Annotated in this window: 22 protein-coding genes, 1 tRNA gene and 2 pseudogenes; 9 read left to right on the top strand and 16 right to left on the bottom strand. The window is 69.0% G+C overall.

The annotated features are described in order from the left end of the window. Positions 1–41: 41 nt before the first annotated feature. The 4 genes from htpX to ABT078_RS12385 all read left to right on the top strand — a co-directional run bounded on the left by htpX (position 42) and on the right by ABT078_RS12385 (position 2,165). The gene (htpX, locus tag ABT078_RS12400) at positions 42–905 is read left to right on the top strand and encodes a zinc metalloprotease HtpX (protein WP_351226654.1); all 864 of its coding nucleotides are present in this window, start codon (positions 42–44) and stop codon (positions 903–905) included. Further along, on the top strand, positions 902–1,294 hold the full coding sequence (locus tag ABT078_RS12395; protein WP_351226652.1) for a YccF domain-containing protein: 393 nt from the start codon (positions 902–904) through the stop codon (positions 1,292–1,294). Before htpX ends, ABT078_RS12395 begins: the two co-directional genes overlap by 4 nt. A gap of 108 nt (positions 1,295–1,402) precedes the next feature. Further along, entirely contained in the window at positions 1,403–1,585 is a 183-nt protein-coding gene (locus tag ABT078_RS12390) for a hypothetical protein (protein WP_351226650.1), read from the top strand. A gap of 43 nt (positions 1,586–1,628) precedes the next feature. After that, on the top strand, positions 1,629–2,165 hold the full coding sequence (locus ABT078_RS12385) for an SMI1/KNR4 family protein (RefSeq protein ID WP_351226648.1): 537 nt from the start codon (positions 1,629–1,631) through the stop codon (positions 2,163–2,165). A gap of 31 nt (positions 2,166–2,196) precedes the next feature. On the opposite strand, the gene ABT078_RS12380 is transcribed toward ABT078_RS12385, so the two are convergent. After that, a complete protein-coding gene (locus tag ABT078_RS12380) occupies positions 2,197–3,414 on the bottom strand; it encodes an APC family permease (protein WP_351226815.1) in 1,218 nt (405 codons plus the stop codon). Between the two features lie 132 nt (positions 3,415–3,546). On the opposite strand from ABT078_RS12380, the gene ABT078_RS12375 reads away from it, so the two are divergent. Then, positions 3,547–3,816 (top strand): GlsB/YeaQ/YmgE family stress response membrane protein, encoded by a 270-nt coding sequence (locus tag ABT078_RS12375; RefSeq protein WP_351226646.1) that lies wholly within the window; start codon positions 3,547–3,549, stop codon positions 3,814–3,816. A 19-nt stretch (positions 3,817–3,835) separates the two neighbouring features. Here ABT078_RS12375 and ABT078_RS12370 read toward each other — a convergent pair whose 3' ends face one another. From ABT078_RS12370 to ABT078_RS12360, 3 genes are all read right to left on the bottom strand, one after another. Next, positions 3,836–4,519: an alpha-ketoglutarate-dependent dioxygenase AlkB family protein gene (locus ABT078_RS12370; RefSeq protein WP_351226644.1), complete on the bottom strand. Its 684-nt coding sequence runs from the start codon at positions 4,517–4,519 to the stop codon at positions 3,836–3,838. Beyond that, positions 4,516–5,028: a methylated-DNA--[protein]-cysteine S-methyltransferase gene (locus ABT078_RS12365; protein WP_351226813.1), complete on the bottom strand. Its 513-nt coding sequence runs from the start codon at positions 5,026–5,028 to the stop codon at positions 4,516–4,518. The genes ABT078_RS12370 and ABT078_RS12365 overlap by 4 nt, the downstream gene beginning before the upstream one ends. Positions 5,029–5,192: 164 nt before the next feature. Next, positions 5,193–5,681, bottom strand: coding sequence for a YajQ family cyclic di-GMP-binding protein (locus tag ABT078_RS12360; RefSeq protein WP_351226642.1), 489 nt, complete (start codon positions 5,679–5,681; stop codon positions 5,193–5,195). Between the two features lie 203 nt (positions 5,682–5,884). Here ABT078_RS12360 and ABT078_RS12355 point away from each other — a divergent pair. Then, a tRNA-Tyr gene (locus ABT078_RS12355) sits at positions 5,885–5,966 on the top strand. 405 nt (positions 5,967–6,371) lie between these two features. On the opposite strand, the gene ABT078_RS12350 is transcribed toward ABT078_RS12355, so the two are convergent. From ABT078_RS12350 to ABT078_RS12315, 8 genes and pseudogenes are all read right to left on the bottom strand, one after another. Beyond that, positions 6,372–7,022: a tyrosine-type recombinase/integrase gene (locus ABT078_RS12350; protein ID WP_351226640.1), complete on the bottom strand. Its 651-nt coding sequence runs from the start codon at positions 7,020–7,022 to the stop codon at positions 6,372–6,374. 222 nt (positions 7,023–7,244) lie between these two features. After that, the gene (locus ABT078_RS12345; RefSeq protein WP_351226638.1) at positions 7,245–8,096 is read right to left on the bottom strand and encodes an alpha/beta fold hydrolase; all 852 of its coding nucleotides are present in this window, start codon (positions 8,094–8,096) and stop codon (positions 7,245–7,247) included. 406 nt (positions 8,097–8,502) lie between these two features. Next, a complete protein-coding gene (locus tag ABT078_RS12340) occupies positions 8,503–9,453 on the bottom strand; it encodes an alpha/beta hydrolase (protein WP_351226811.1) in 951 nt (316 codons plus the stop codon). A 699-nt stretch (positions 9,454–10,152) separates the two neighbouring features. After that, entirely contained in the window at positions 10,153–12,882 is a 2,730-nt protein-coding gene (locus ABT078_RS12335) for a cation-translocating P-type ATPase (protein WP_351226636.1), read from the bottom strand. A 45-nt stretch (positions 12,883–12,927) separates the two neighbouring features. Then, positions 12,928–13,956 carry a polyphosphate kinase 2 family protein gene (locus tag ABT078_RS12330; RefSeq protein ID WP_351226634.1) on the bottom strand — a complete coding sequence of 343 codons (1,029 nt, stop codon included), beginning with the start codon at positions 13,954–13,956 and terminating at the stop codon, positions 12,928–12,930. A gap of 6 nt (positions 13,957–13,962) precedes the next feature. Then, positions 13,963–14,316, bottom strand: a complete 354-nt coding sequence (locus ABT078_RS12325) for a three-helix bundle dimerization domain-containing protein (protein WP_351226823.1) — start codon at positions 14,314–14,316, stop codon at positions 13,963–13,965. Positions 14,317–14,398: 82 nt separating this feature from the next. After that, positions 14,399–14,569, bottom strand: a pseudogene (locus ABT078_RS42650) (trehalase-like domain-containing protein); the annotation flags it as partial. A 468-nt stretch (positions 14,570–15,037) separates the two neighbouring features. Next, on the bottom strand, positions 15,038–15,802 hold the full coding sequence (locus ABT078_RS12315) for an SDR family NAD(P)-dependent oxidoreductase (RefSeq protein ID WP_351226632.1): 765 nt from the start codon (positions 15,800–15,802) through the stop codon (positions 15,038–15,040). A 188-nt stretch (positions 15,803–15,990) separates the two neighbouring features. On the opposite strand from ABT078_RS12315, the gene ABT078_RS12310 reads away from it, so the two are divergent. Both ABT078_RS12310 and ABT078_RS12305 read left to right on the top strand, forming a co-directional pair. Beyond that, positions 15,991–16,416 (top strand): MerR family transcriptional regulator, encoded by a 426-nt coding sequence (locus ABT078_RS12310; protein ID WP_351226630.1) that lies wholly within the window; start codon positions 15,991–15,993, stop codon positions 16,414–16,416. 70 nt (positions 16,417–16,486) lie between these two features. Further along, positions 16,487–16,663 (top strand): annotated as a pseudogene (locus tag ABT078_RS12305) (hypothetical protein); the annotation flags it as partial. A 137-nt stretch (positions 16,664–16,800) separates the two neighbouring features. Here the strand turns inward: ABT078_RS12305 and ABT078_RS12300 are convergent. Then, positions 16,801–17,718 carry a helix-turn-helix transcriptional regulator gene (locus ABT078_RS12300; RefSeq protein WP_351226628.1) on the bottom strand — a complete coding sequence of 306 codons (918 nt, stop codon included), beginning with the start codon at positions 17,716–17,718 and terminating at the stop codon, positions 16,801–16,803. 176 nt (positions 17,719–17,894) lie between these two features. Between ABT078_RS12300 and ABT078_RS12295 the strand changes: the two genes are divergently transcribed. Then, complete coding sequence (locus ABT078_RS12295) at positions 17,895–18,638, top strand: SDR family oxidoreductase (RefSeq protein ID WP_351226626.1); 744 nt, start codon at positions 17,895–17,897, stop codon at positions 18,636–18,638. 148 nt (positions 18,639–18,786) lie between these two features. Here ABT078_RS12295 and ABT078_RS12290 read toward each other — a convergent pair whose 3' ends face one another. From ABT078_RS12290 to ABT078_RS12280, 3 genes are all read right to left on the bottom strand, one after another. Continuing rightward, on the bottom strand, positions 18,787–18,981 hold the full coding sequence (locus ABT078_RS12290; RefSeq protein ID WP_351226624.1) for a hypothetical protein: 195 nt from the start codon (positions 18,979–18,981) through the stop codon (positions 18,787–18,789). Between the two features lie 28 nt (positions 18,982–19,009). Then, entirely contained in the window at positions 19,010–19,906 is an 897-nt protein-coding gene (locus ABT078_RS12285; protein WP_351226622.1) for an RNA polymerase sigma-70 factor, read from the bottom strand. A gap of 244 nt (positions 19,907–20,150) precedes the next feature. Beyond that, a complete protein-coding gene (locus ABT078_RS12280; protein ID WP_351226809.1) occupies positions 20,151–21,341 on the bottom strand; it encodes an NAD(P)/FAD-dependent oxidoreductase in 1,191 nt (396 codons plus the stop codon). Between the last annotated feature and the right edge of the window lie 31 nt (positions 21,342–21,372).

Here is a 21,372-nt window from a genome sequence, read left to right as displayed (position 1 = left end):
CAGCAGAGGGTTCCCCTGCCGCACCACTTGGAGGGCGTACCGTGCACCGCCGGCACAACGGGCTGAGGACCGCCGTTCTCCTCGGCGGAATGTCCGCCCTCATCATCGTCATCGGCAGTCTCTTCGGCCGTATGGGCCTGATCGTCGCTGTCGTCGTGGCTCTCGGGACGAATGCCTACGCGTACTGGAACAGCGACAAGCTGGCCCTGCGCGCCATGCGCGCCCGCCCTGTCAGTGAGTTCGAGGCGCCGGCCCTCTACCGGATGGTCAGGGAGCTCTCCACCCAGGCCCGCCAGCCGATGCCCCGGCTGTACATCTCGCCGACCCAGGCGCCCAACGCCTTTGCCACGGGCCGCAATCCGCGCAACGCAGCGGTCTGCTGCACCGAAGGCATCCTACGGATACTCGACGAGCGAGAGCTGCGCGGCGTCATCGGCCATGAGCTGAGCCATGTCTACAACCGGGACATCCTCATCTCGTCGGTCGCCGGAGCCCTCGCCTCCGTGATCATGTTCCTGGTCAACTTCGCCTGGCTGATCCCGATCGGCCGCTCCAACGACGATGAGGGCCCCGGCCTGCTCGGCATGCTCCTGATCATGATCCTCGGCCCGCTCGCGGCCTCCGTGATCCAGCTCGCCATCAGTCGCTCCCGCGAGTACGAGGCGGATGCGTCCGGCGCCCAGCTCACCGGCGACCCGCTCGCCCTCGCCAGCGCCCTGCGCAAGCTCGAGGCGGGCACGAAGCAACTCCCCCTGCCGCCCGAGCCGCGGATCGAGACCGCGAGTCATATGATGATCGCCAATCCGTTCCGTCCGGGCCAGGGCGTCTCCAAGTTGTTCTCCACACACCCGCCGATGGCGGAGCGCATCGCCCGACTCGAGCAGATGGCAGGTCGCCGATCATGAGAACCATCCTGAACGTCATATGGCTCATCCTGTGCGGCTTCTGGATGTTCCTCGGCTACCTGCTGGCCGGTGTGCTGCTGTGCATCACGATCATCGGGATCCCCTTCGGGCTGGCAGCGTTCCGCATCGGCGTCTACGCGCTCTGGCCCTTCGGCTACACGGTGGTCGACCGGAGGGACGCGGGCGCGCCGTCCTGCGTCGGCAATGTGCTGTGGCTGGTCCTCGCCGGCTGGTGGCTGGCGCTCGGTCACATCTTCACGGGCATCGCGCTGTGCATCACGATCATCGGCATTCCGCTGGGGATCGCGAACTTCAAGCTGATCCCGGTGTCGCTGCTGCCACTGGGCAAGGAGATCGTCCCGACGGACGAGCCGTTCGCGACGCGGTGATGAAGGGCCGGATGCGCCCCGGTATGTGGTCGACGACGAGGGCGAGTCCGTGATCGCCGAGGGCGGCGGTCGAGGGCGTGCCCGCCGACGGGCCTGTGCCCGACGGGGATGGTGACCGGTCGACGGGCGGCCTCCGATCTCGGCCTGCCGGGGACGGACCGGGTACGCATCTCGGGCGGCGCCTCGGCGCGCTCGCCGACTGTCCGCGCTTCGCTGCTCAGCGGCCCGTCCGTCTTCGAGGAGATCCTCGACTTCCTCGACGGGAAGGGCATCAAGGCCGATTGCGAATGACGCCCCGGGTCGGATTGTCGGTGCCGTGGTCCACCATGAACGCATGGCCGAGATCGAGCAGTTGCTGGACCGCGTTGCGGCCGAGACGCCCAAGGCCCTGCCCTGGGGCCGGACTTCCCTCTCGGCGCCGGCGAGCGCGGACGCCGTCGCCCGCGCCGAGGCCGCGCTCGGTTTCGCGCTGCCGCCGCTGCTCACCGCGCTCGACACGCGGATCGCTGACGGTGGAATCGGCCCGGCATACGGACTCCTGACCCTTGATACCGCCGTCGTGAAGTACCGCGCCGGCCGTGACGCGGGCCGCAAGGATCCCGTCTGGCCCTGGCCCGAAGACGTGCTGCCCGTATCCGGCTGGGGTTGCGCGATGCTCGCCTGCGTCGACTGCCGCGTGGAGGACGCCCCGGTGCTGCTCTACGAGCCGGACGCGGACGAGACGGACCACGCCCGGTACGTGGACGCACCGAGTCTCGAGACGTGGCTCCGGACATGGCTCGACGGCACCGGCTGGTACGCGGACGAGGACGGGATCGGCGACGACGACATGCCTTCCTGGCCGGACTTCGCGGCCCGCGCCCGAATATGAGCCGTAGCCGTAGCCGTAGCCGTAGCCGCAGTCAGCGGCCGGCTCGTGCCCGCATCCGCGCCCGTACCGCGTACGTCGCCGCGCCCACCGCCAGCACCGCCGCGCCCGACACCACGGAGGACAGCGGCAGGGCGAACGCCAGCGCCAGGCACCCCGCGAGCCCGCATCCGGCGAGAACTCGCCACCCGGAACCGAGCGTCCAGGCCGAGGCGTTGGCAATGGCGTAGTACACGAGCACGCCGAACGACGAGAAGCCGATCGCGCCCCGCACATCGGCCGTTGCCGCGACCACGGCCACCACCGCGCCCACCGCCAGTTCCGCGTGGTGCGGCACCTGGAAGCGGGGGTGGACCACCGCAAGCGTGCGCGGGAGGTGGCCGTCGCGGGCCATCGCGAGCGTCGTGCGTGAGACACCGAGGATCAGCGCCAGCAGTGAACCGAGCGCGGCCACCGCCGCGCCGGCCCGCACCACCGGGGTCAGCCACTCCGCCCCGGCCGCCCGCACGGCATCTGCGAGGGGAGCCGTCGCCCGACCCAGCTCGTCCGTCCCCAGCACGGAAAGGACCGCCACCGCGATACATGCGTAGACGACCAGCGCGATCCCGAGTGCCAGCGGAATCGCCCGCGGGATCGTCCGGGCAGGATCCCGGACCTCTTCGCCGAGCGTGGCGATCCGTGCGTACCCGGCGAACGCGAAGAACAGCAGCCCGGCCGCCTGCAGTACGCCACCCGCCCCGCTGCCGGTGCCGCCCGCTTCCAGCCGCGTCAGATCCGCCGACGACGACACGAGAGAGGAGACGACCACCGCAGCCAGGACCGCGAGCACGACCGCCACGATCGCGCGGGTCAGCCACGCCGACTTCTGAACGCCCGCACAATTCACGGCAGTCAGTGCCACCACCGCGGCGACCGCAATCGCATGCGCCTGCCCCGGCCAGACATATGCGCCGACGGTCAGCGCCATCGCCGCGCACGATGCGGTCTTGCCGACGACGAAGCCCCAGCCCGCCAGACAGCCCCAGAACGGGCCGAGCCTTTCCCGCCCGTACACATAGGTCCCGCCCGACTCGGGGTAACGGGCCGCGAGCCGTGCCGACGCCATCGCGTTGCAGTACGCCACCACCGCGGCCAGCCCCAGACCCGCAAGCAGCAGCGGACCGGAGCCGGCCGCTCCGGCCGCAGGCGCCAACGCCACGAAAACGCCCGCTCCCACCATCGAGCCCAGCCCGATGATGACGGCGTCGAACATGCCGAGCGACCGCCGCAGCTCCCTTGTCACAAGCCGCACCCTACTGACGAGCGCAACCGCGCCCCGCACGCCGGTCGTCTCCGACAGCAACGTCGAACGAAGAATGCGTACGAAGAAAGGCAGGTCACGGCCATGGGCATCATCAGCTGGATCATCCTCGGGCTGCTCGCCGGGGCGATAGCCAAGATTCTTCTTCCCGGCCGCGACCCCGGCGGTCTGATCGGCACGACGCTGATCGGCGTCGCCGGTGCGTTCATCGGCGGCTGGATATCGTCCCGCTGGCTGGACCGGCCGATCACCAAGGAGTTCTACGACGGTGCCACGTGGGTGTCGGCCATCGGCGGCGCACTCGTCCTCCTGATCGCGTACCGGATCCTCTTCGGCCACTCGCGCTCGCGTTAGGCCGCCGTGCCCGCTTCGATCAGCCCCGGAGCCCGGTCTCGCGCAGGGTGATGTTCAGTCGGCCGGCCAGGCCCAGCGCAGGGTCGGCCGTGCCCGGGTACACCTTCGGCACGCCGTGGTACGCGAAGCGGGACGCCCCGCCGAAGACGAAGAGGTCCCCGGAGAACAGCTCGACATCCGTGGAGGGCCGCCCCCGGTTCTCCGTGTTCCCGAAGCGGAAGACGCATGTGTCACCGATGCTCAGTGACACCACCGGGGCACTCGACCGCTCGTCCTTGTCCTGGTGCATGCCCATCTTCGCGTCGCCGTCGTAGAAATTGATCAGTGCGGTGTCCGGTGTGTACGGCTTGCCCGCCGTGCCCCCGGCCCCGCCGGTCACCGCGTCGTCCCCGTACGCCGCGACGAGCGCCTCACGCCCCAGCCGGATCAGCCAGTCCGGGAACTCGGCGACGCGCGCACCGTTCACGTCATCGGCGGTGCGCGTGTACCGGTAGGGCTGCCAGTGCCAGCCCACGCACACCGTCTGCACCGACATCACCCCGCCACGTGGCAGCCTGGTGTGCCGGATGGGCACCGGCCCGCGCGCCCACTTCCGGCAGGCGTCGACGAGTTCGCGCTGGCGCGCGAGCGTCAGCCACCCGGGGACATGCACCGCCCCGGGCGCCACCTCCGCCCGCTCCTTCGGGAAGAGCCCGTCAGTCACGACACCAGCGCGCCTTCCAGACCGAGCAGCCGCTCCTTGCGCTCCAGTCCGCCGGCGTAGCCGCGCAGCGCGCCGTCGGCGCCGATCACCCGATGGCACGGCCGCACGACGAGCAGCGGGTTCCGCCCGATCGCGGTCCCGACCGCCCGCACACCGGCGCCCGTGGAACCGATCCGCCCGGCGATCTGTCCGTACGTCACCGTCTCCCCGTACGGGATCTCCTCCAGCGCCTGCCAGACGCGCCGCTGGAACTCGGTGCTCCCGCAGCCCCTTTCGGCGTACTCGATCGAGAAGCGCGTCATCTCCCCCGCGAAGTACGCCCGCAACTGCCCGGCGATCTCCTCGAACGCCCGCGCGTCCTGTCGCCAGTCCTCCTGGACGACCGCCGCGCCCTTCTGCCCCGGCACGGAGAGCGACGCCAGCGCGGTACCGCCCGGGGCGGTGGCGGACTCCTCGCCGACCAGCAGCAGCTCACCCAGCGGACTGTCGACCGTCGCGTACACCGTCATGGCCCTGCCCTCTTCCTCACCTCGTACTGTGCAGCGCCTCACGTGACGAGTCTGCTCCCGCGACCCCGCCCGAGCTGGCGGTATTCGGACATCGCATGCGGCGGGGGCGGCGCGGCCCTGGCCACGTCCGCCCCCGAGTGCCGGGAAACCGCCCGCCGATCGATTCAGCGATAGTTCACGAACTGCAGCGCGAAGTCGAAGTCCCTGCCCTTCAGCAGTGCGATCACGGCCTGCAGGTCGTCACGGCTCTTCGAGCTGACCCGCAGCTCGTCACCCTGCACCTGCGCCTTGACGCCCTTGGGGCCCTCATCGCGGATGATCTTCGCGACCTTCTTGGCGTTGTCCTGGGAGATGCCTTCCTCGATCGATGCGAAGATCTTGTACTCCTTGCCGGAGAGCTGCGGCTCGCCCGCGTCCAGCGCCTTCAGCGAGATGCCACGCTTGATCAGCTTGGACTGGAAGACGTCGAGGATGGCGTTGACGCGCTCCTCGGAGTTCGCCTGCATCAGGATCTTCTCGCCGGACCACGAGATCGAGGCGCCGACGTTCTTGAAGTCGTAGCGCTGCGAGATCTCCTTGGCGGCCTGGTTGAGGGCGTTGTCGACCTCCTGCCGCTCGACCTTCGAGACGATGTCGAAACTGGAGTCGGCCATGTGCTGTGGCTCCTTGAAGTCGGGGGCGAATCGGGTGCATGGACAGGCGGCCGCACTCCCGGGCCGCTGTGGCAAGCCTAGCCATCCGCACCCCGCCGAGGCGCTGATCAATCGGGTGGCGAAGCACCCCTGGGCATCGGGTATCGTTTACGTCGTTGCCAGGGAGCACCGCCGAAAAGCGGGCGCTTTGGCATCGATCCCATGGCGGTGTGCCCGAGTGGCCAATGGGAGCGGACTGTAAATCCGTCGGCTTAGCCTACCCAGGTTCGAATCCTGGCGCCGCCACGCGATGAAAACGGCCCTTGATCTGCGGAAACGTGGATCAGGGGCCGTTCTGCTATGCCTGCGCTCAAGGCATGACTGTCTCGCCCTGTCTCACTGAATCCCGCTCTCTACCAGCGTCCCTGGACGACACGTGGACGAGATTTCCGGGCGCCACCTGCGTAGACAGGCCGATGGGCGTTTCAGGCTGTGGACGAGACCGCTCGGCGCTGATTGAGGCGGGCGGAGATCTTGGCGTTGGCCGCGTCGTCACCACCCTTCAGGAACTTTGCGTACACCCGGGAGAGGACGGCCGTGCTGTGCCCGGCTCGCTGGGCGACGAGCTGTGGCTCGACTCCTGAACTGAGCCAGGTGGAGACGGCCGCATGGCGAAGGTCATACGGGCGCTTGGCGAGCTTCGTCTCCTGTTCAGCGGGCGAGAGGACATCCTCCCGGGCCCGCGCCCACCTCTGCGTACCCGCTCTCCTGGACCATGCCTCCGCGAGCGGTCCGGAACAGTCGGCCGTCGTCCTCAGTGCCGTACAGAGTGACGTGCCACCGGAGCATGGCCACAAGGTCGGGTGGGATCGGCACGTAGCGGACGGTCTTCCGGGTGCGGTGCTTGAGCCCGCGCCGGTCGTGGGCCTCACCCGTGTCCGTCCAGGAGGAGCCGGAGCGGGCCCGGCTTTCCCGGAGCCGGATGAGGCCCCAGCCCTGGCGCGGGAGGTCGCAGTCCCGGAGCCGGAGCCCGACCAGCTCACCGGGGCGGGCAGCGGAGTAGTAGATGCACCCGAAGAACGCCTCCAGGTGCCGCCCGCGGGCACCCTGCTTTCGCACGGCAGCGAAGAGCTCGGTTGCCTGTTCCGGGTCCGGGACGGCCTCGGGGTCCACCTCCTCCTCCACTTTCTCCGGGGCCTTCCAGCGGACGGCCGGGAGCGGGTTCTCGGTCAGCAACTCGGCGTCCACCGCAAAGCCGAGGGCCTGATGGAAGATGGCCCGCTTCCGGGCGATGACGGCCCCCGACGACGTCTTTCCGTCCAGTCGTCGCGCGCAGGCGTCCAGGGCCTTCCGTAGGAGCATCCGATCCGCGACGGCGGGGGACCGACTTCCGCTCGATCCACGTGAGCATGGCGGCCACGTCGGCCGGCGGCTTCTCCTTCCAGCGGTTCACGTTGAAGCCCCAGGTGTAGAGCGCTCGCCGTACGGCCTTGTGCTCGGCCATGCCCTTGGTGTCCTTCACCAGGGCGAGGGACGAACGGGCGGGGTGGCGCCTTTGCCACCCCGCCCTGCTCGGTGTGCCGGTCAGCGGACCGTCCGCGCCGCCTTCTCGACGATGCGGGTGACGGCGTCCGGGTGGGACACGCTCACAGCGTGGGAGGACTGGACCTCCTCGATGTGGGCGTTGGCGCGCTTGGCCATGTAGACCTGAAGCTCCCGGGGGATGATCTGGTCATTGGTGCCCACCAGGCCCCAGGAAGGGATGGTCTTCCAGGCAGGCTCGCCAGAAGGCTCGTTAAGGGCAGTGCCGGTCCCGGGACGCTGGGTGACCGCCATCAGGCCGGCGGTGTGCGCGGGGACATCCGCAGCGAACGCCTGGTGGAACTTGGACTGGTCGATGTAGAGGTCGACGTCCTTGGAGCCGTCGGGGTTGGTGATCGGGACGGGACGCAGAATGTCGCCGATGACGCTGCCCTCGAACTTGCTCGCCAGCTCGTTGGCGCTCTCGCCCTTGTCGGGGAGGAGGGCGTTGACGTACACCAGCGCCTTGACGTTGTCGGAGCCGTGGGCGGCGTTGCTGATCACCATTCCGCCGTAGGAGTGCCCGACAAGAACCACCGGACCGTCGATGCTGGCCAGCACGGACTTGACGGAGGCGGCGTCGACGCTCACACCCCGCAACGGGTTGGCCGCGGCCACCACCGGGTAGCCGTCCTCCTTCAGCCGCTTGATGACGCCGTTCCAGCTGGAGGAGTCGGCGAACGCGCCGTGGACGAGCACGACGGTCGGCTTGGGCTCCTGCGGCTTCTGGACGGGAGTGGTCTTGGTGGCGCTCGCCGGACCGACCGACGCAGCGAAAACGCCGGCGGCGACAGCCGCCGTGGCCACGAGGACGAGAGGAGTGCGGGCGCGCCGATAACGCGAATGACGAGACATGAAAAGCCCTTTCGAGGCAGAGGTTTCAGCCATGTCCGGACAGATGGACATGGCCGCATTGCGGCAGGATGCTGACGCAAGTCATGGAGAGGCAGACCGTGGGCGGCAAGCGGGGACATGCCCGGGGCTTGCCAGGGGCGGGCTACGGCCGAGGACGGGCTCGGTGAATCGATCGGGCTCGACGGTCCCGTGCGCGGGTGGCAGGGTGCCGAGCGACCGTGCTGATCGGCTCGCCCACAGTGCTCATCGCGTCTGTGGGATCGATGAACAGTGGAGGAAACGGATGATCACTGTGCTTCGCCGGTAAGGTCCACGCGCACGAGCGCCGAGGTGGTGAACAGGTTCAGTGCTGCTGGTCCTTTAAAGGGCCCGGCAGTAGGTGCTGCGGCTGAGCAGCGCAGTACTCTCAGTTGCTGCCAAGGACGGTGCGCAGGGTGTGAATGGCCTGCTCCATCACGGCAGTTATGGCCTGCGTGGGCCGGAGGGGGTCGAGCACCATGGAGTCGTGCAGGATGCCGTAGTAGCGGAGGCTCGTGGTGGGAACACCGGCCTGGGTGAGCTTGCGGGCGTAGGCCTCGCCCTCGTCGCGCAGCACGTTGTCCTCGTCGACGATGACGAGCGCGGGCGGCAGTCCTTCCAGCTCCTCCAGGCTCGCCCGCAGCGGGGAGGCGGTGGTCTCCGCCCGCTGGGCGGGATCGGTGGTGTAGCAGTCCCAGAACCAGGCCATGCCCTTCGCCGTGAGGAAGGGCCCGTCCGCGAACTCCCGGTAGCTCTCGGTGTCCTGGGCCGCGTCCGTGACGGGGTAGTACAGCGACTGGTGCACGAAGGTCACGTCGCCGCGCTGCTTGGCCATGATGGTCAGTGCCGCGGTCATGTTGCCGCCGACGCCATCGCCGGCCACCGCCAGACGTGAAGCGTCCAGGTCTTCCTCGGCGCCCTTCGCGGTGATCCATCGAGCAGTCGCGTATGCCTGCTCGATGGCGACCGGGTACCTGGCCTCCGGCGAGCGGTCGTACTCGACGAACACGACGGCGGCGTCCGCGCCGACGGCCAGCTCGCGCACCAGACGGTCATGGGTGCCGGCGTTGCCGAGGACCCAGCCGCCGCCGTGCACGTACAGGACGACCGGCAGTGTGCCCTCGGCGCCGACGGGCTTGACGATGCGGGCCTGCACATCGCCGACCTCGGCGGGCACCGTGATCCACTTCTCGTCCACCTCGGGCTTGTCGATCGGCGCCGCATGCAGGTCGTCCTGGACCTTCCGGGCACGCTCAGGGCCGAGCTCATACAGGAACGGCGGGGAGGACGTCGCGTCCGCGAGCTCCTGCGCCGCAGGCTCAAGAACGGGCTTAGTGATCACTGCACTCCTTGAATCGGCAGGCTCTTTCCTGCTCCCACTCCCTATGACAGGCCACGTGCTGAACGCGTGACATGCGCCATGAAGAAGGCAGGCGACACCAAGATCCAGATCACGGACCGGACAGCTCAAAGGGAGGCTGTCCGGGGTATCCGGGCACAGGCGGGCTGCAACACCCCGGGGTGTTGCAGCGTCGGCGAAGCCGAGCCTTGGGGCGCAGGCGCCGAAGGCGACTTCCAATGCATCCTGAGCAAGATCTGGACGAGACGTGGACGGCCGACCTGCGCACCGTGCGCTTTGCACTCTCCGCCGCAGGTCAGACGGGTGCAGGTGCGCGAACGTCAGGAGTCTGTAAATCCGTCCGTTTAGCCTACCCAGGTTCGAATCCTGGCGCCGCCACGCGATGTAAGACCCCCGTTGAACTGCGGAAACGCAGGTCAACGGGGGTCTTCTCGTTGCTTGTGGGCGATCTTTCGAGTGGAATCGAAACCAGATGACCTGCCTCACTCTGTGTCGCCCGGATCTGGGCGCTGACCAGGACGTGCGGGCCATACGCGGGCCAAGCCCATTCGCAGGTTGCTGCGACGGTAGACCTTGGGCCTTGGCGAGGCCGGCCTTCTTGAGTAGCCCACCGTCCTCGCAGCCAGCCTTCCTTGAGAACGGCGAGGCCCGGCGCATGAGGCAGGGCCGAGCGACGGCTCACCCTGTGCCCCTCGACCGGCGGGCGAGGAACTTGCCCAGTTCCCACACCACCAGGAGCACGACGGCGGACAGCAGCGCCCAGCCGAATTGGCGAGCGTTGATCTCGGTCGTTCCGAGGATGCGTCGGAACCCGTCCATCTGGGTCACCGCTGCCGCGAGCACGAACTGTCCCACCGCCACCCAGTTCATCTGCTTGCTGTCGAAGGTGGACGTCGTCAGCGCCGAATCCGTCTCGTTGCGGCATTCGAAAGCGGCCACGATCAGACAGAGCGCGAAGGCAGTGAACGCGGTCGACTGACCGACCTCGACGCTCCCGAAGTGGTCCTGACCCAGCTTGATCAGTCCGAGCAGGACGACGGTGATCGCCAGTCCGCCGAGCCCGACCGTGACCAGCACGGCCCGTGTGAGCACCGACTCTCCTCGCGGACGCGGTCTGCGTCGCATGAGCCCGGGGCTCTCCTGGTCGAAGCCGAGTGCGAAGCCGAAGGAGGCGTTGACGACGAAGTGGATCCAGAGGACCTGCGGAGGGGTGAAGGGTTCACCGGAGGCGATGTTGAAGACGGTCGCTCCGAGGAATGTCAGCACGAACGTGACCAGCAGAAGCAGTACGAACCGGATGTACTTGGTGAGGTTGTCGTAGATCTTCCGGCCCTGCTCCACGGCGTAGACGATGGTGGCGAAGTTGTCGTCGGAGAGGATCATGCGTCCGGCGCTCTTCGCCACGTCCGTGCCGCTGCCCATGGCGATGCCGATGTCGGCGGCCTTGATGGCGGGTGCATCGTTGACGCCGTCCCCGGTCATCGCCACGACATCACCCCGCCTCTTGAGCGTGTTGGCGAGCAGCACCTTGTGCTCCGGCGCGACCCGCCCCACCACGCCGATGCCGTCGATGCGGGCAAGCTGCTCGTCCTTGCTCATGGCGGCGAAATCGGCGCCGAGGACAGCCTCGCCGGGGATGCCGAGCTGCTTGGCGATCGCCGCCCCGGTGGTGACGTCGTCCCCGGTCACCATGCGGACCCGGATGTGCGCCGCCTGGGCGCCGGCCACGGCGGCCCTGGACTCCTCTCGGGGCGGATCGACCATGCCGACGAGGCTGGTCATCCGCAAATCGGTGACGTAGGCGAGCAGGTCTCCGTCCGGATCGAAGCCGGCTGGGTCCAGATCGCGGGTGGCCGCGGCCATCACCCGGCGCCCCTCGCCGCCCATACGCTCCGTCTGCGCGTCTGCGCGCCGCAGCAGTTCGGCGTCCCACGGGATGGTCTCGCCCGCCGCGAGCGCGGTGGCGGCCCGCGCCATCACCGCCGGGGCCGCGCCTTTGACGAAGCAGCGGACCACCTGCTGCCCGGAGGCGTCGATGGCTGAGTTGAAGGTGGCCATCAGCTTGTAGTCCGGGTCGAAAGGCAGCGTGGCGAGCCGGGGGAGGCCCTCCCGGGTGGCGTCGATGTCCAGCCCGGCCTTGTGTGCGAGCACCAGCAGCGCGCCCTCGGTGGGATCGCCCACCACCTCGCCGTCCACCAGCTTCGCGTCGGCCGCCACCACGTACGGCAGGATCGTGTCCTCGATCCCTGCGGAGGAACCCGCCGCATGGTGGATCTTCCCCTCGAGCCCGTAGCCCGTACCCGAGACGGTGTACCGATCGGTGGGACTCACCACTTCGACAGCGGTCATCTGGTTCATCGTCAGGGTGCCGGTCTTGTCCGAATTGATCGCCGATGTGAACGCCAGGGTCTCGACCGACGGCAGTTCCTTCACGATGGCGTTCCGCCTCGCCAGGTTGAGGCTGCCGACGGACAGGATCGCCTGGGTCACGGTCGGCAGGGCCTCGGGGATGGCGGCGATGGCCAGCGAGACGGCGCTGACGAACAAGACGTCCCAGGCCTGGCCCCGCTCGCGACCCAAGGCGAACATCACGATCATGGTCAGGGCCGCTGCCCCCGTGATCCACAACGTCAGGTTGTTGAGTTCCCTGGTGAGCGGCGGCTCCTCCTTCTCGGTGGCCGACAACATGCCGGAGATCCTGCCGAGCTCGGTGTCGGCGCCGATCGCGGTGACGACGACTACACCGCTGCCGTGGGTGACAGGGGTGTTCATGAACGCCATGTTGGCCTGGTCACCCGGTGCGGGTCGGCCGGCCGGCAGAGTGCCGGCGTTCTTCGTCGCGGGCACGCTCTCGCCGGTGAGCGCCGACTCGTCGATCTGCAGGGCGTTGGCCCCGATGATGCGTCCGTCCGCCGGCACCTGGTCCCCGGCGGCGATGACCACGATGTCGCCGACGACGAGCTGTTCGGCGGGGATCTCCGATTCCGTCCCGCCCCTGCGCACCCGCGCCGTCGCCTTCATCATCGACTTCAGGGCGTTCATCGCGCTCTCGGCCTTGCCCTCCTGGCGCAGGCCCACGACCGCGTTCAGCAGCGTCAGCGTGAACAGCAGGGTCGCGGTGGTCCACTCCCTGATGAGGAGCGAGACGACCACCGCGGCGACGAGGACGATCTGCATGTAGCTGCGGTACTGATCGAGGAACCGGCGCCAGGCAGGAGTCCGCTTCTCCTCGGGCAGTGCGTTCGGGCCATGGGCAGCCTGGAGTTCGGCGGTCCGTGCCGCGGAGAGACCGACCGTCGGATCCACGCCCAACGCTGCCACCACCTGCTCGGGAGAACGCGCGTACCAGCGGTCCTCCGGAGCTGTGGGCCGCTCTCCCTCGGGTTCCGACTGCGACTGCACCGTCATGGTCGAGCCTCCGATCCGGGCCGGTCCCCACCGATCCGCCGGGTCCTAGCAGTGCTTCTTCCTCGCCGGACGCCCGGTGCCGGACGTGCGCCTGCCTCCCGTCGGCGTGTCTCTCCCGCTGGCGGCCTGAGCGGCGGCCGGGTGCCGGGCGGCGTACGGATCGGCCGGGGCCCCAGCGGGGGCCTCCTCCTCCAGCTCCCGCTTGGTGACGAGCAGATCCTTCCGCGCCTGTTCCCCCACCGATGGGTACTGGGGATCGATGTCCATCAGGGTGTGCGCCAGCACCGCCGCCGCGCATATGCGCGCGAACCACTTCCGGTCCGCCGGCACGACGTACCACGGCGCCCACTCCGTGCTCGTGGCCGACAGCATCTCGGAGAAGGCGTACTGGTAGTCGTCCCACCGATGCCGCTCCCGGACGTCCGCCGCTGAGAACTTCCAGTTCTTCTCCGGCAGGTCGATCCGCTTCAGGAAGCGGGTGCGCTGCTCCTCCTTGGACAGGTTCAGGAAGATCTTCACCACCTTGAACCCGTTGTCCGTGAGATAGCGCTCCCAGTTGTTGATCTCCCGGTAGCGCCGGTCCCATACGTCCGGCCCGCGCGCGTCGTCCGGCAGCTTCTGCCGGACGAGGTTCTCGGGGTGCACCCGTACGACGAGGACCTCCTCGTAGTGCGAGCGGTTGAAGATGGCGATCTCCCCGCGCTCGGGCAGCCGGCGGACGTAACGCCACAGGTAGTCGTGGTCGAGTTCCTCGCCGGAGGGCACCTTGAAGCTGCTGACCCGCACGCCCCGGGGATTGACGCCGCTCATGACGTGGCGGATCGTCCCGTCCTTGCCTCCGGAGTCGAGCGCCTGGAGACAGAGCAGTACGCCGTACGTGTCCTGGGCGGCCAGCCGCTCCTGGTACTCGGCCAGCAGGGACACCCCGGTCCGCAGAAGCTCGGCCGCATCCCTCTTCCTCAGGCCGGCCTTGTAGCGAGGGTCGAAGTCCCGGTCCAGGTTCACCTTCGCCCCCGGTTTCACCCGCAACGGCTTGATGAACTCCGCGATGCGTTCGGCACTCTCGTCCGCCATCACCGATCAGCCTTCTCTCCGATCCCGGTGAGCGCTGCCTGCGTCGGACCCTGGCACGGTGACGGCCCTCTCCCCGCCGCCGGTGAGGGCCGGAGTGTCCTCCGCCTCCACCACCGCCGCATGGTCAGCCGCACCGTGCTGCTGGACGGCGACCCCGCCGTCGGCGGCCTCAGCGTCAGCGGCGCGGCAGGCGGCACCAATCACCGCTCGGGCTCGCCGTTCTACCAGGATCGGGACGTAGGTTCTGACCCTGGCCTGGCTGAACGAGCCGTATGCGGTCCCGACCGCCGCCTCGACGATGGCCACGTCGACCCAGGGGTAGGCGACTCTCAGCCGCGCCGCCACCTTTCGGATGGCCACGAGCTCGTCCTGCGAGGCGGGTTGCGCGACCTGCGGGGCCCTGGCCGGAGGCGCCTGGTCCACCGGGCCGGAGTGGCGATCTGTCGAGGAGGGAGGCGAACACGCCGGGGGAGTCGAACCGTGGTGTGCACCACCAGTCGGTCGTCCCCTCAGTGGACACCAGCGCGGCAGTCTGCAGGTCACCGACCATCCCGCGATCGACGATAGGCGGTACGTGTTCACCGAAGGCTCCCTCGCCCGAACCGGGACACAACTCTTTCAGGAGCGCCTCCTGCCCGTGTCCCGGTGACAGCCCACGGGCGCCTGGGTCTTCCGACCGTGAGTGCCGCCGTGCTGCCTTGCCTCAAGCGTGCGCCGCAGCCGAGCCCACCGCACTGCGAGCAGGAGTTCGGTCCGGGCACTGTCGGTCATTGCCGCCTGTCGTCGCAGGCTGGAGCGGGGGTGCTCCGACATACCCGCATTCAAGGTCGCTGATATCAGCGATGGTTGTCGGCGACCCCTCCCTCGAGCACGGCCGTGCGGCCACACAATGGCGCATTAGAGAATCCGTCACAGCCTCTTCTCCCGCAGGTGCACCGCAGAGAATTCACCGCGGATTCCTCGCGCTGGAGTGAGACCCGGTAGGGCGGGACCGCGACAGTCGTTCGGCCGCGATGCTCCGGTGCCGTCACATGGCGTCGACGCACCGGAGATTCGCATGCCACGGACTGCCGAATCCGGTTCAGATGCTGGATCCGCCGTCCACGGTCAGCAGCGCGCCGGTGATGTAGGCGGCCTTCTCACTGGCGAGGAACACGACCGCCTTGGCGACGTCGCTGGGGGTGCCCATGCGTCCGAGTGCCGTCATGGCTGCCTGGGGGGCCGCATTCGGTCCGTCTGCGGGATTCATGTCCGTGTCGGTGGCCCCGGGCTGCACGACGTTGACGGTGATGCCCCGTGAGCCGAAGTCGCGCGCCCACCCCCGGCCGAGCTGATCGATCGCCGCCTTGCTCGCCGCGTATTCGGCGACACCGGGGACGGGGACACGGTGGGCGACGGTGCTTCCCACCAGGATGACGCGCCCGCCGTCGGTCAGAAAGCGCGACGCGGAGTGTGTGGTGACGATGGTTCCCATCACGTTGGTGGCCATCATCCGCTGAACCCCTTCCTGGAGTTCGAGGTCCACCTGGTCCACGGTGCCCATGACGGCGATGCCGGCCGAGTTCACCAGTACGTCGATCTGGCCCCCGAAGAATTCGGCGGCCTTCTCCACAGCGGTCGACGCCTCGTGCGGAACAGCCTGATCCGCCTGCACGGCGAGCGCCTTCGCCCCAAGGCCGGTCAGTTCGGCGACAACGGTCTCGGCCCGCTCGCGCGACTTCTGGTAGGTGATCACGACATGCGCACCCTCGCGTGCGCATTCACGGGCGATCTCCGCACCGATACCCCGCGACCCTCCGGTCACGAGCACCGTGCGTCCTGTCAGAGCCTTGGACAAGGTGGACATGGTGATAACTCCTTATGCGCTGCTGAGCTGCCTTTCAGCTACGCAACCGAAGCTAAAGATTGACACTAGTGTGAACGTCAAGCCCAATCTGAACCTTTACACTGATGTAAAGGTTGACCTCCGGCGGACAGGTAGCCCTCGGGACGACGGAGCGGCGGCCTCGCGACCACCTGGCGAGGGAGAACGCTATGAAGATCGGCGAGCTGGCTGCGAAGACCGGAGTGGCGCCGCGGCTGCTTCGTTACTACGAAGAGGTCGGCATCCTGACCCCGTGGCGGGCACCCAACGGATACCGCAGCTACGGCGAGCCCGCCGTCGAGCGGGTCCTGCAGATCCGCGAACTGCTGGAAGCGGGCTTGACGACGGACATGATCCGCGAGGTCCTGCCCTGTCTCGATGCCCAGAAGGAGGAGGGGAAGGCCCGGACCTGCCCGGACATCGACGTGACGGAGCTGGACGGGCTGCGTCGTCATCTCGCTGCCATCAAGCGCCGCATTGACGTACTCCAGCGCAACGAGCGGGCCATCGAGGCGTATCTGAAAGTCCGCGCGAAAAGCACCAGTGTCCCTCCGACAGCGGCCGGCGAAGTCGTGGCCCTGGTCGGGCGGCTCTAAGGACTGTCCGGTGAACCATCATCGGAGCCACAGCCGGATCGCGGCGAGGGTAACCGTGCCGTGAAAGACGGATGTGCGGGAGATGGGGATCCGGGTCGCCGCCTGCGGCTCGGGGGCAGGGTCGATGGTCAACCACTGCCTGTTCATCGCGACGGCCAACCCACTCGATCATGGCTTGCTCATGGAACGCTTCCTCAGCGTGCGGCGGGCGTCGCTGCCGGACATCGACACGGAGGCATGGTCCGCGTCCATGATCCTCTGTACGAGGGCCACCGCCTCGGCCCGGCTCATCTCCACTGCACCCATCAGGTCCCCTCAGCCCAGGTCACCTTGGCGGGACGCATGATCGGCCGGACAGGCACCGATCGATCCCGGCCTCGCCTCTCAGGCCCGCCCCGCCGCCCCACGGCCGGGCGGGCCAGGCGTACCCTCCAGGCCTTCCTCGGACTGGATGTGCGTGCTGTCAGCGGTCCAGCTGGCAAGCAAGTGCAGGGCGTTTTCCGACGGTGATCCGGGTTCGACGGTGTACAGGCCGAGCGTCTGGTCGGGGTCGCCCACGGGTGTGAAGGCTTCGAAGCCAAGGGTGAGGTCCCCGACGAGTGGGTGGTGGTAGCGCTTGGAGCCGTACTTGGGCTGGTACACGTCGTGGTCCGCCCACCACCTGCGGAAGTCCCCGTCGCCGACGGACAGTTCACCGACCAGCTGGGCGAGCCGGGGATCGTGCGGATGGTGGCTCGCGTACAGGCGCAGCATGCCCACGTTTTCGCGGGCGGTCTCGGGCCAGTCGACGTAGAGATCGCGGGCCGCGGCGTGGAGGAACATGTAGCGGGCCATGTTCCACTCGCCGGCCGGCAGGCCCTCGAAATCACGGTAGAAGGCGCGGGCCAGGTGATTGGTGGCCAGGACGTCCAGGCGGTGGCCCAGGAGCAGGGCCGGGGCGTCGGCGATGTTCTCCAGCGCCCGCAGCAGCCCGGGGCGGGCACGCTGGGTCGCTCTCGCATGCGGGCGCTGCCGGGTGGGGTTGGCCAGGGCGAACAGATGGTTACGCTCGGTGTCGTTCAGTTGCAGCGCGCGAGCGACGGCGTCCAGGACGGCAGCGGAGACGCTCGTCGTACGTCCGCGTTCCAGCCGTACGTAGTAGTCCACGCTCACTCCGGCCAGCTGGGCGACTTCTTCGCGCCTGAGACCGGGCACCCGGCGCACGCCCGGGTGCGGGGGCAGACCGGCTTGCTCCGGGGTGATGCGGGCCCGGCGTGTCCGCAGGAAGTCCCGGATATCGGGCTCGGGCACGTGCTGGCTCATATGTTTCAGGCTAGCCCTGCGAGCTGGCCGCGTCCCTTGTCCGCGGGGGTACTGCCGTACCCCCCGTAGGCCACGCCCCGGGTCAAGGAGAGTTCTTCCTGGTGTTCCGGGCCGCTGGTGCTCTGGATGTGTCACCCGGCCACAAGGGCCGGCAGAACATCTGAGGAAGCACAGCCATGAACCACCCCGTCCCGTCCTCCGACCGCAAGATCGTCCTGGTGACCGGCGCCTCCGGCGGCATCGGCGAGGCCACCGCCCGCCACCTCGCCGCCGCCGGGCACCAGGTCGTCCTCGGCGCCCGTCGCCTGGACCGCCTGGACCGTCTGGTCACCGAGCTCACCGAGGCCGGCCGGCACGCCGAGTCCGCGCAGCTGGACGTCACCGATCGCGACAGCGTGAACGCCTTCGTCGCCGGAGCGCTCGAACGTCACGGGCGCGTCGACGTCCTGGTCAACAACGCCGGTGTGATGCCGCTGGGCCTCATGGAGGAGCTGCGCGTCGACGAATGGGACCAGATGATCGACGTGAACCTGCGCGGCGTGCTGTACGGCATTGCGGCCGTCCTGCCCGCCATGCGCGAGCGCCGGTTCGGGCACATCATCAACGTCGCCTCCACCGCCGCGCACCGCGTCGACCCGACCGGGGTCGTGTACTGCGCGACGAAGTTCGCCGTACGCGCCCTGTCCGACGGCCTGCGCCAGGAGACCGCCGACGTCCGCGTCACCGTCGTCAGCCCCGGCCTCACCAAGACCGAGCTCACCCACTCCGGAGGCAACCCCGAGCAGCAGAACGCGGTGCGGGCAGCACTCGAAGCCGTCGGTGTCGACGCCTCGGCCATCGCCCAGGCCATCGGCTACGCCATCGCTCAGCCGGCCGACGTCAACGTCAACGAGGTCATCGTCCAGGGCACAGCGGCCTGACGCCATGCCCGGCGCGCCGTCTGCTCGTGCCGCCCACAGCCTCGGCAGCTGCAGAGGCCACCGCTGAACCACCGGTCACCGGCTGAACGGGTTCGCCCCGGTGGCCATCGGCGGCACCCCGCTTCCCACCGCTGCGAGGTGCCGCCGCTCAGCGCCGGCCGCCGGGCCCTCGTCCGAGGGTGACGGCGTGCTTCGCGTTCAGGCGGGGCTTGGTGAGTACGCGCCAGTTCTTCAGGTCGCCGAAGCCGTGCTCGTTCGCCGCGCGTTCCCGGCTGACCAGCCGGTTCGCTTGCTTCTCGGTGCGGTCAGCGGCTTGTTCCGAGTCGCCTGCGCTACCGCGCACCTCGGTCGGCCGTGTCGCGGGGGGACGGTCAGCGGGAGGTGAGGGGGGTTTCGGACTCGACGCGGGTGAGCTTTTCGGGGTTGCGGACGTAGTAGAGGCCGGTGACGCGGGCGTTCTCCACGCGGAAGGCCAGCACGCCGTCGATCATGCCGTCCAGGCGCAGGATGAGTCCGGGGTTGCCGTTGACCGTCGTGGGCTCACTGGTGAGGATGCCGCCGGCCTTGTCGACACTGCCGGCCATGTAACGGAGTGCCTTGTCGGCGCCGACGACCGGCCGCAGGGCCGCCAGCTTGAGGCCGCCGCCGTCGCTGACGAAGACAACGTCCGGGGCGAGTACGTCGAGCAGCCCCTGCAGGTCCCCGGTCACGAGGGCGGACTGGAAAGAATCCAACGCTGCCCGGGTTTCTTCCGGGGAAACCGGTGTGCGTGGCCGGCGGGCGTCGACGTGTTGGCGGGCGCGGTAGGCGATCTGGCGTGCGGCGGCGGGGCTCTTGTCGATCGCGTCCGCGATGTCGTCGTAGCCGATGTCGAAGACCTCGCGCAGCACGAAGACGGCGCGTTCGGTCGGTGAGAGGGTTTCGAGGATGAACATGAGTGCCAGCGACAGGTTCTCGGACAGTTCGACGTCCTCGGCCACGTCCGGCGCGGTGAGCAGGGGCTCGGGCAGCCAGGGGCCGACATAGGCCTCCTTGCGCCGTTTGAGGGTGCGCAGCCGGTTGAGTGCTTGCCGGGTCGTGATCCGTACCAGGTAGGCGCGCTGGTCCCGCACCTGCGCCAGGTCGACCTTGACCCACCGCAGCCACGCCTCCTGGAGGACGTCCTCGGCGTCCGCCGCCGATCCGAGCATCTCGTAGGCGACGGTGAACAGCAGGTCGCGGTGGGCGACGAAGGCCTCCGTCGCGGGGTCGGTGAGGTGGTCGTTCATGTCGTGCGCTTCACTCTCTCGTGGTCGGCGCCATGGGTCGGAAGCAGGCCGTGGAACATGTACCCGGTCTGATGACGGGGTCGTCGGCAGCAGCCTCCCCACTGGTCAGGCCGCGTGGGGCGGGCTGGTGGGAATGGCGCCCCGGCGCCCGGCCACGGCATACGAGGCGTTGTGTGCCTGTCACTCCGGCTCGGTCCTCCGTGGGCCGGACCGGTCGGGGCCGGCCCACGGAGGGTCTTGGCGGCTAGGCCGAGCGTCGGGTGCCGGACGGCGTCGTGCGGTTTTCCGACTGCGGCGATTCCAGGCGGTCGCCGTGGGATCCGCGGGAATTGGCCTTGCGTGCCCCGGACACCAACTTGTTGAGGGTGAACCGGCAGGCGGTCTCCTTGACGCCGGCACCGAGCCCCCCGCTGATGCTGAGCGCGTTCACCTTGTCGTTCGGGTAGGAGAACTGGGTGACGCCCTCGTCCCGGCCGAGGCTGAGGCACTGCCCGGCGAAGAACATCCGGACGGGTGCGGCTTTCTTCCCCGCGATCCGGCGCAGGATCGTGTCGGCGGCGGCCGGGCCCAGCTGCACGGCGGCCTGGCAGCTCATCCGGAACGGGTGGTCCGGCATCACCCCCGCGTCCCCAGCGGCGACGATGCGCTCGTCGTCCACACTGGTCAGCGTCGTGTCGGCGACCAGACGGCCTTCGGCGTTGGTACGCAGCCCGCTGCGGGTGGCCAGGTCCGGAACACGGAATCCCGCGGTCCAGATCGTCACCGCGCTGGGCAGCTCGCGGCCGTCGTCGAGCCGTACGCCGTCGCGTGTCACTTCCGTCACCTGCGCACGGGGACCTTCGAGGACGGTCACACCCACCTTGGCGAGCCGGCGGGCGACCGGGCGGCGGACTCGGTCATGCAGGGAGGGGCCGAGCACGTTGCCGCAGACCAGGGTGACCTTGCGGCCCGCTTCCGCCAGCTCGGCGGCGGTCTCCAGGCCGGTCGGGCCGGCCCCGACCACGGTCACCGGAGCCGACGCGGGCGTCGCGGCCAGCGTCGACCGCAGTCGTTCCGCCCCCTCGAGGTCCGACACCCAGTGAGCGAACTCCACCGCTCCGGGCACGCCGGGATCGGAGGCGCCGCTGCCGACCGCGTAGACGAGGTAGTCGTAGGAGACCGTGCCACCGCCCGCCAGCGACACCTGGCGCTCGGCAGCGTCGATCCGGGTCGCGGTGTCGACCACCAGCCGGACGTTCCCGCCCATGACCTTCCCGAAGCCCTCGACCGCGTCATCGGAGCCGGTCACCAGCTGGTGCAGGCGGATCCGCTCGACGAAGTCGGGACGCGGATTGACCAGGGTCACCGACACGCCGTCGTGCCGAGCCAGGCTGTTGGCCGCCGTCACGCCCCCGTACCCGCCGCCGACGACGACCACCTCGACGTTCCCGTTCATCATGTCTCCTCGTGTTGTGGACTCGGCATGG

This window comes from Streptomyces sp. NPDC002133 (assembly GCF_040296405.1).
Classification (GTDB): Bacteria; Actinomycetota; Actinomycetes; order Streptomycetales; family Streptomycetaceae; genus Streptomyces.
Note: the sequence above shows the minus strand (reverse complement) of the source record. Positions and strands in the feature narration are given on the sequence as shown.

Coding starts and splice junctions, on each gene's coding strand:
- ABT078_RS12315 (WP_351226632.1), bottom strand. CDS start 15,802: ATGTCCACCTTGTCCAAGGCTCTGACAGGACGCACGGTGCTCGTGACC.
- ABT078_RS12385 (WP_351226648.1), top strand. CDS start 1,629: ATGGCCGAGATCGAGCAGTTGCTGGACCGCGTTGCGGCCGAGACGCCC.
- ABT078_RS12300 (WP_351226628.1), bottom strand. CDS start 17,718: ATGAGCCAGCACGTGCCCGAGCCCGATATCCGGGACTTCCTGCGGACA.
- ABT078_RS12350 (WP_351226640.1), bottom strand. CDS start 7,022: ATGCTCCTACGGAAGGCCCTGGACGCCTGCGCGCGACGACTGGACGGA.
- ABT078_RS12345 (WP_351226638.1), bottom strand. CDS start 8,096: ATGTCTCGTCATTCGCGTTATCGGCGCGCCCGCACTCCTCTCGTCCTC.
- ABT078_RS12390 (WP_351226650.1), top strand. CDS start 1,403: ATGGTGACCGGTCGACGGGCGGCCTCCGATCTCGGCCTGCCGGGGACG.
- ABT078_RS12375 (WP_351226646.1), top strand. CDS start 3,547: ATGGGCATCATCAGCTGGATCATCCTCGGGCTGCTCGCCGGGGCGATA.
- ABT078_RS12295 (WP_351226626.1), top strand. CDS start 17,895: ATGAACCACCCCGTCCCGTCCTCCGACCGCAAGATCGTCCTGGTGACC.
- ABT078_RS12360 (WP_351226642.1), bottom strand. CDS start 5,681: ATGGCCGACTCCAGTTTCGACATCGTCTCGAAGGTCGAGCGGCAGGAG.
- ABT078_RS12380 (WP_351226815.1), bottom strand. CDS start 3,414: ATGTTCGACGCCGTCATCATCGGGCTGGGCTCGATGGTGGGAGCGGGC.
- ABT078_RS12335 (WP_351226636.1), bottom strand. CDS start 12,882: ATGACGGTGCAGTCGCAGTCGGAACCCGAGGGAGAGCGGCCCACAGCT.
- ABT078_RS12330 (WP_351226634.1), bottom strand. CDS start 13,956: ATGGCGGACGAGAGTGCCGAACGCATCGCGGAGTTCATCAAGCCGTTG.
- ABT078_RS12280 (WP_351226809.1), bottom strand. CDS start 21,341: ATGAACGGGAACGTCGAGGTGGTCGTCGTCGGCGGCGGGTACGGGGGC.
- ABT078_RS12395 (WP_351226652.1), top strand. CDS start 902: ATGAGAACCATCCTGAACGTCATATGGCTCATCCTGTGCGGCTTCTGG.
- ABT078_RS12310 (WP_351226630.1), top strand. CDS start 15,991: ATGAAGATCGGCGAGCTGGCTGCGAAGACCGGAGTGGCGCCGCGGCTG.
- ABT078_RS12285 (WP_351226622.1), bottom strand. CDS start 19,906: ATGAACGACCACCTCACCGACCCCGCGACGGAGGCCTTCGTCGCCCAC.
- ABT078_RS12365 (WP_351226813.1), bottom strand. CDS start 5,028: ATGACGGTGTACGCGACGGTCGACAGTCCGCTGGGTGAGCTGCTGCTG.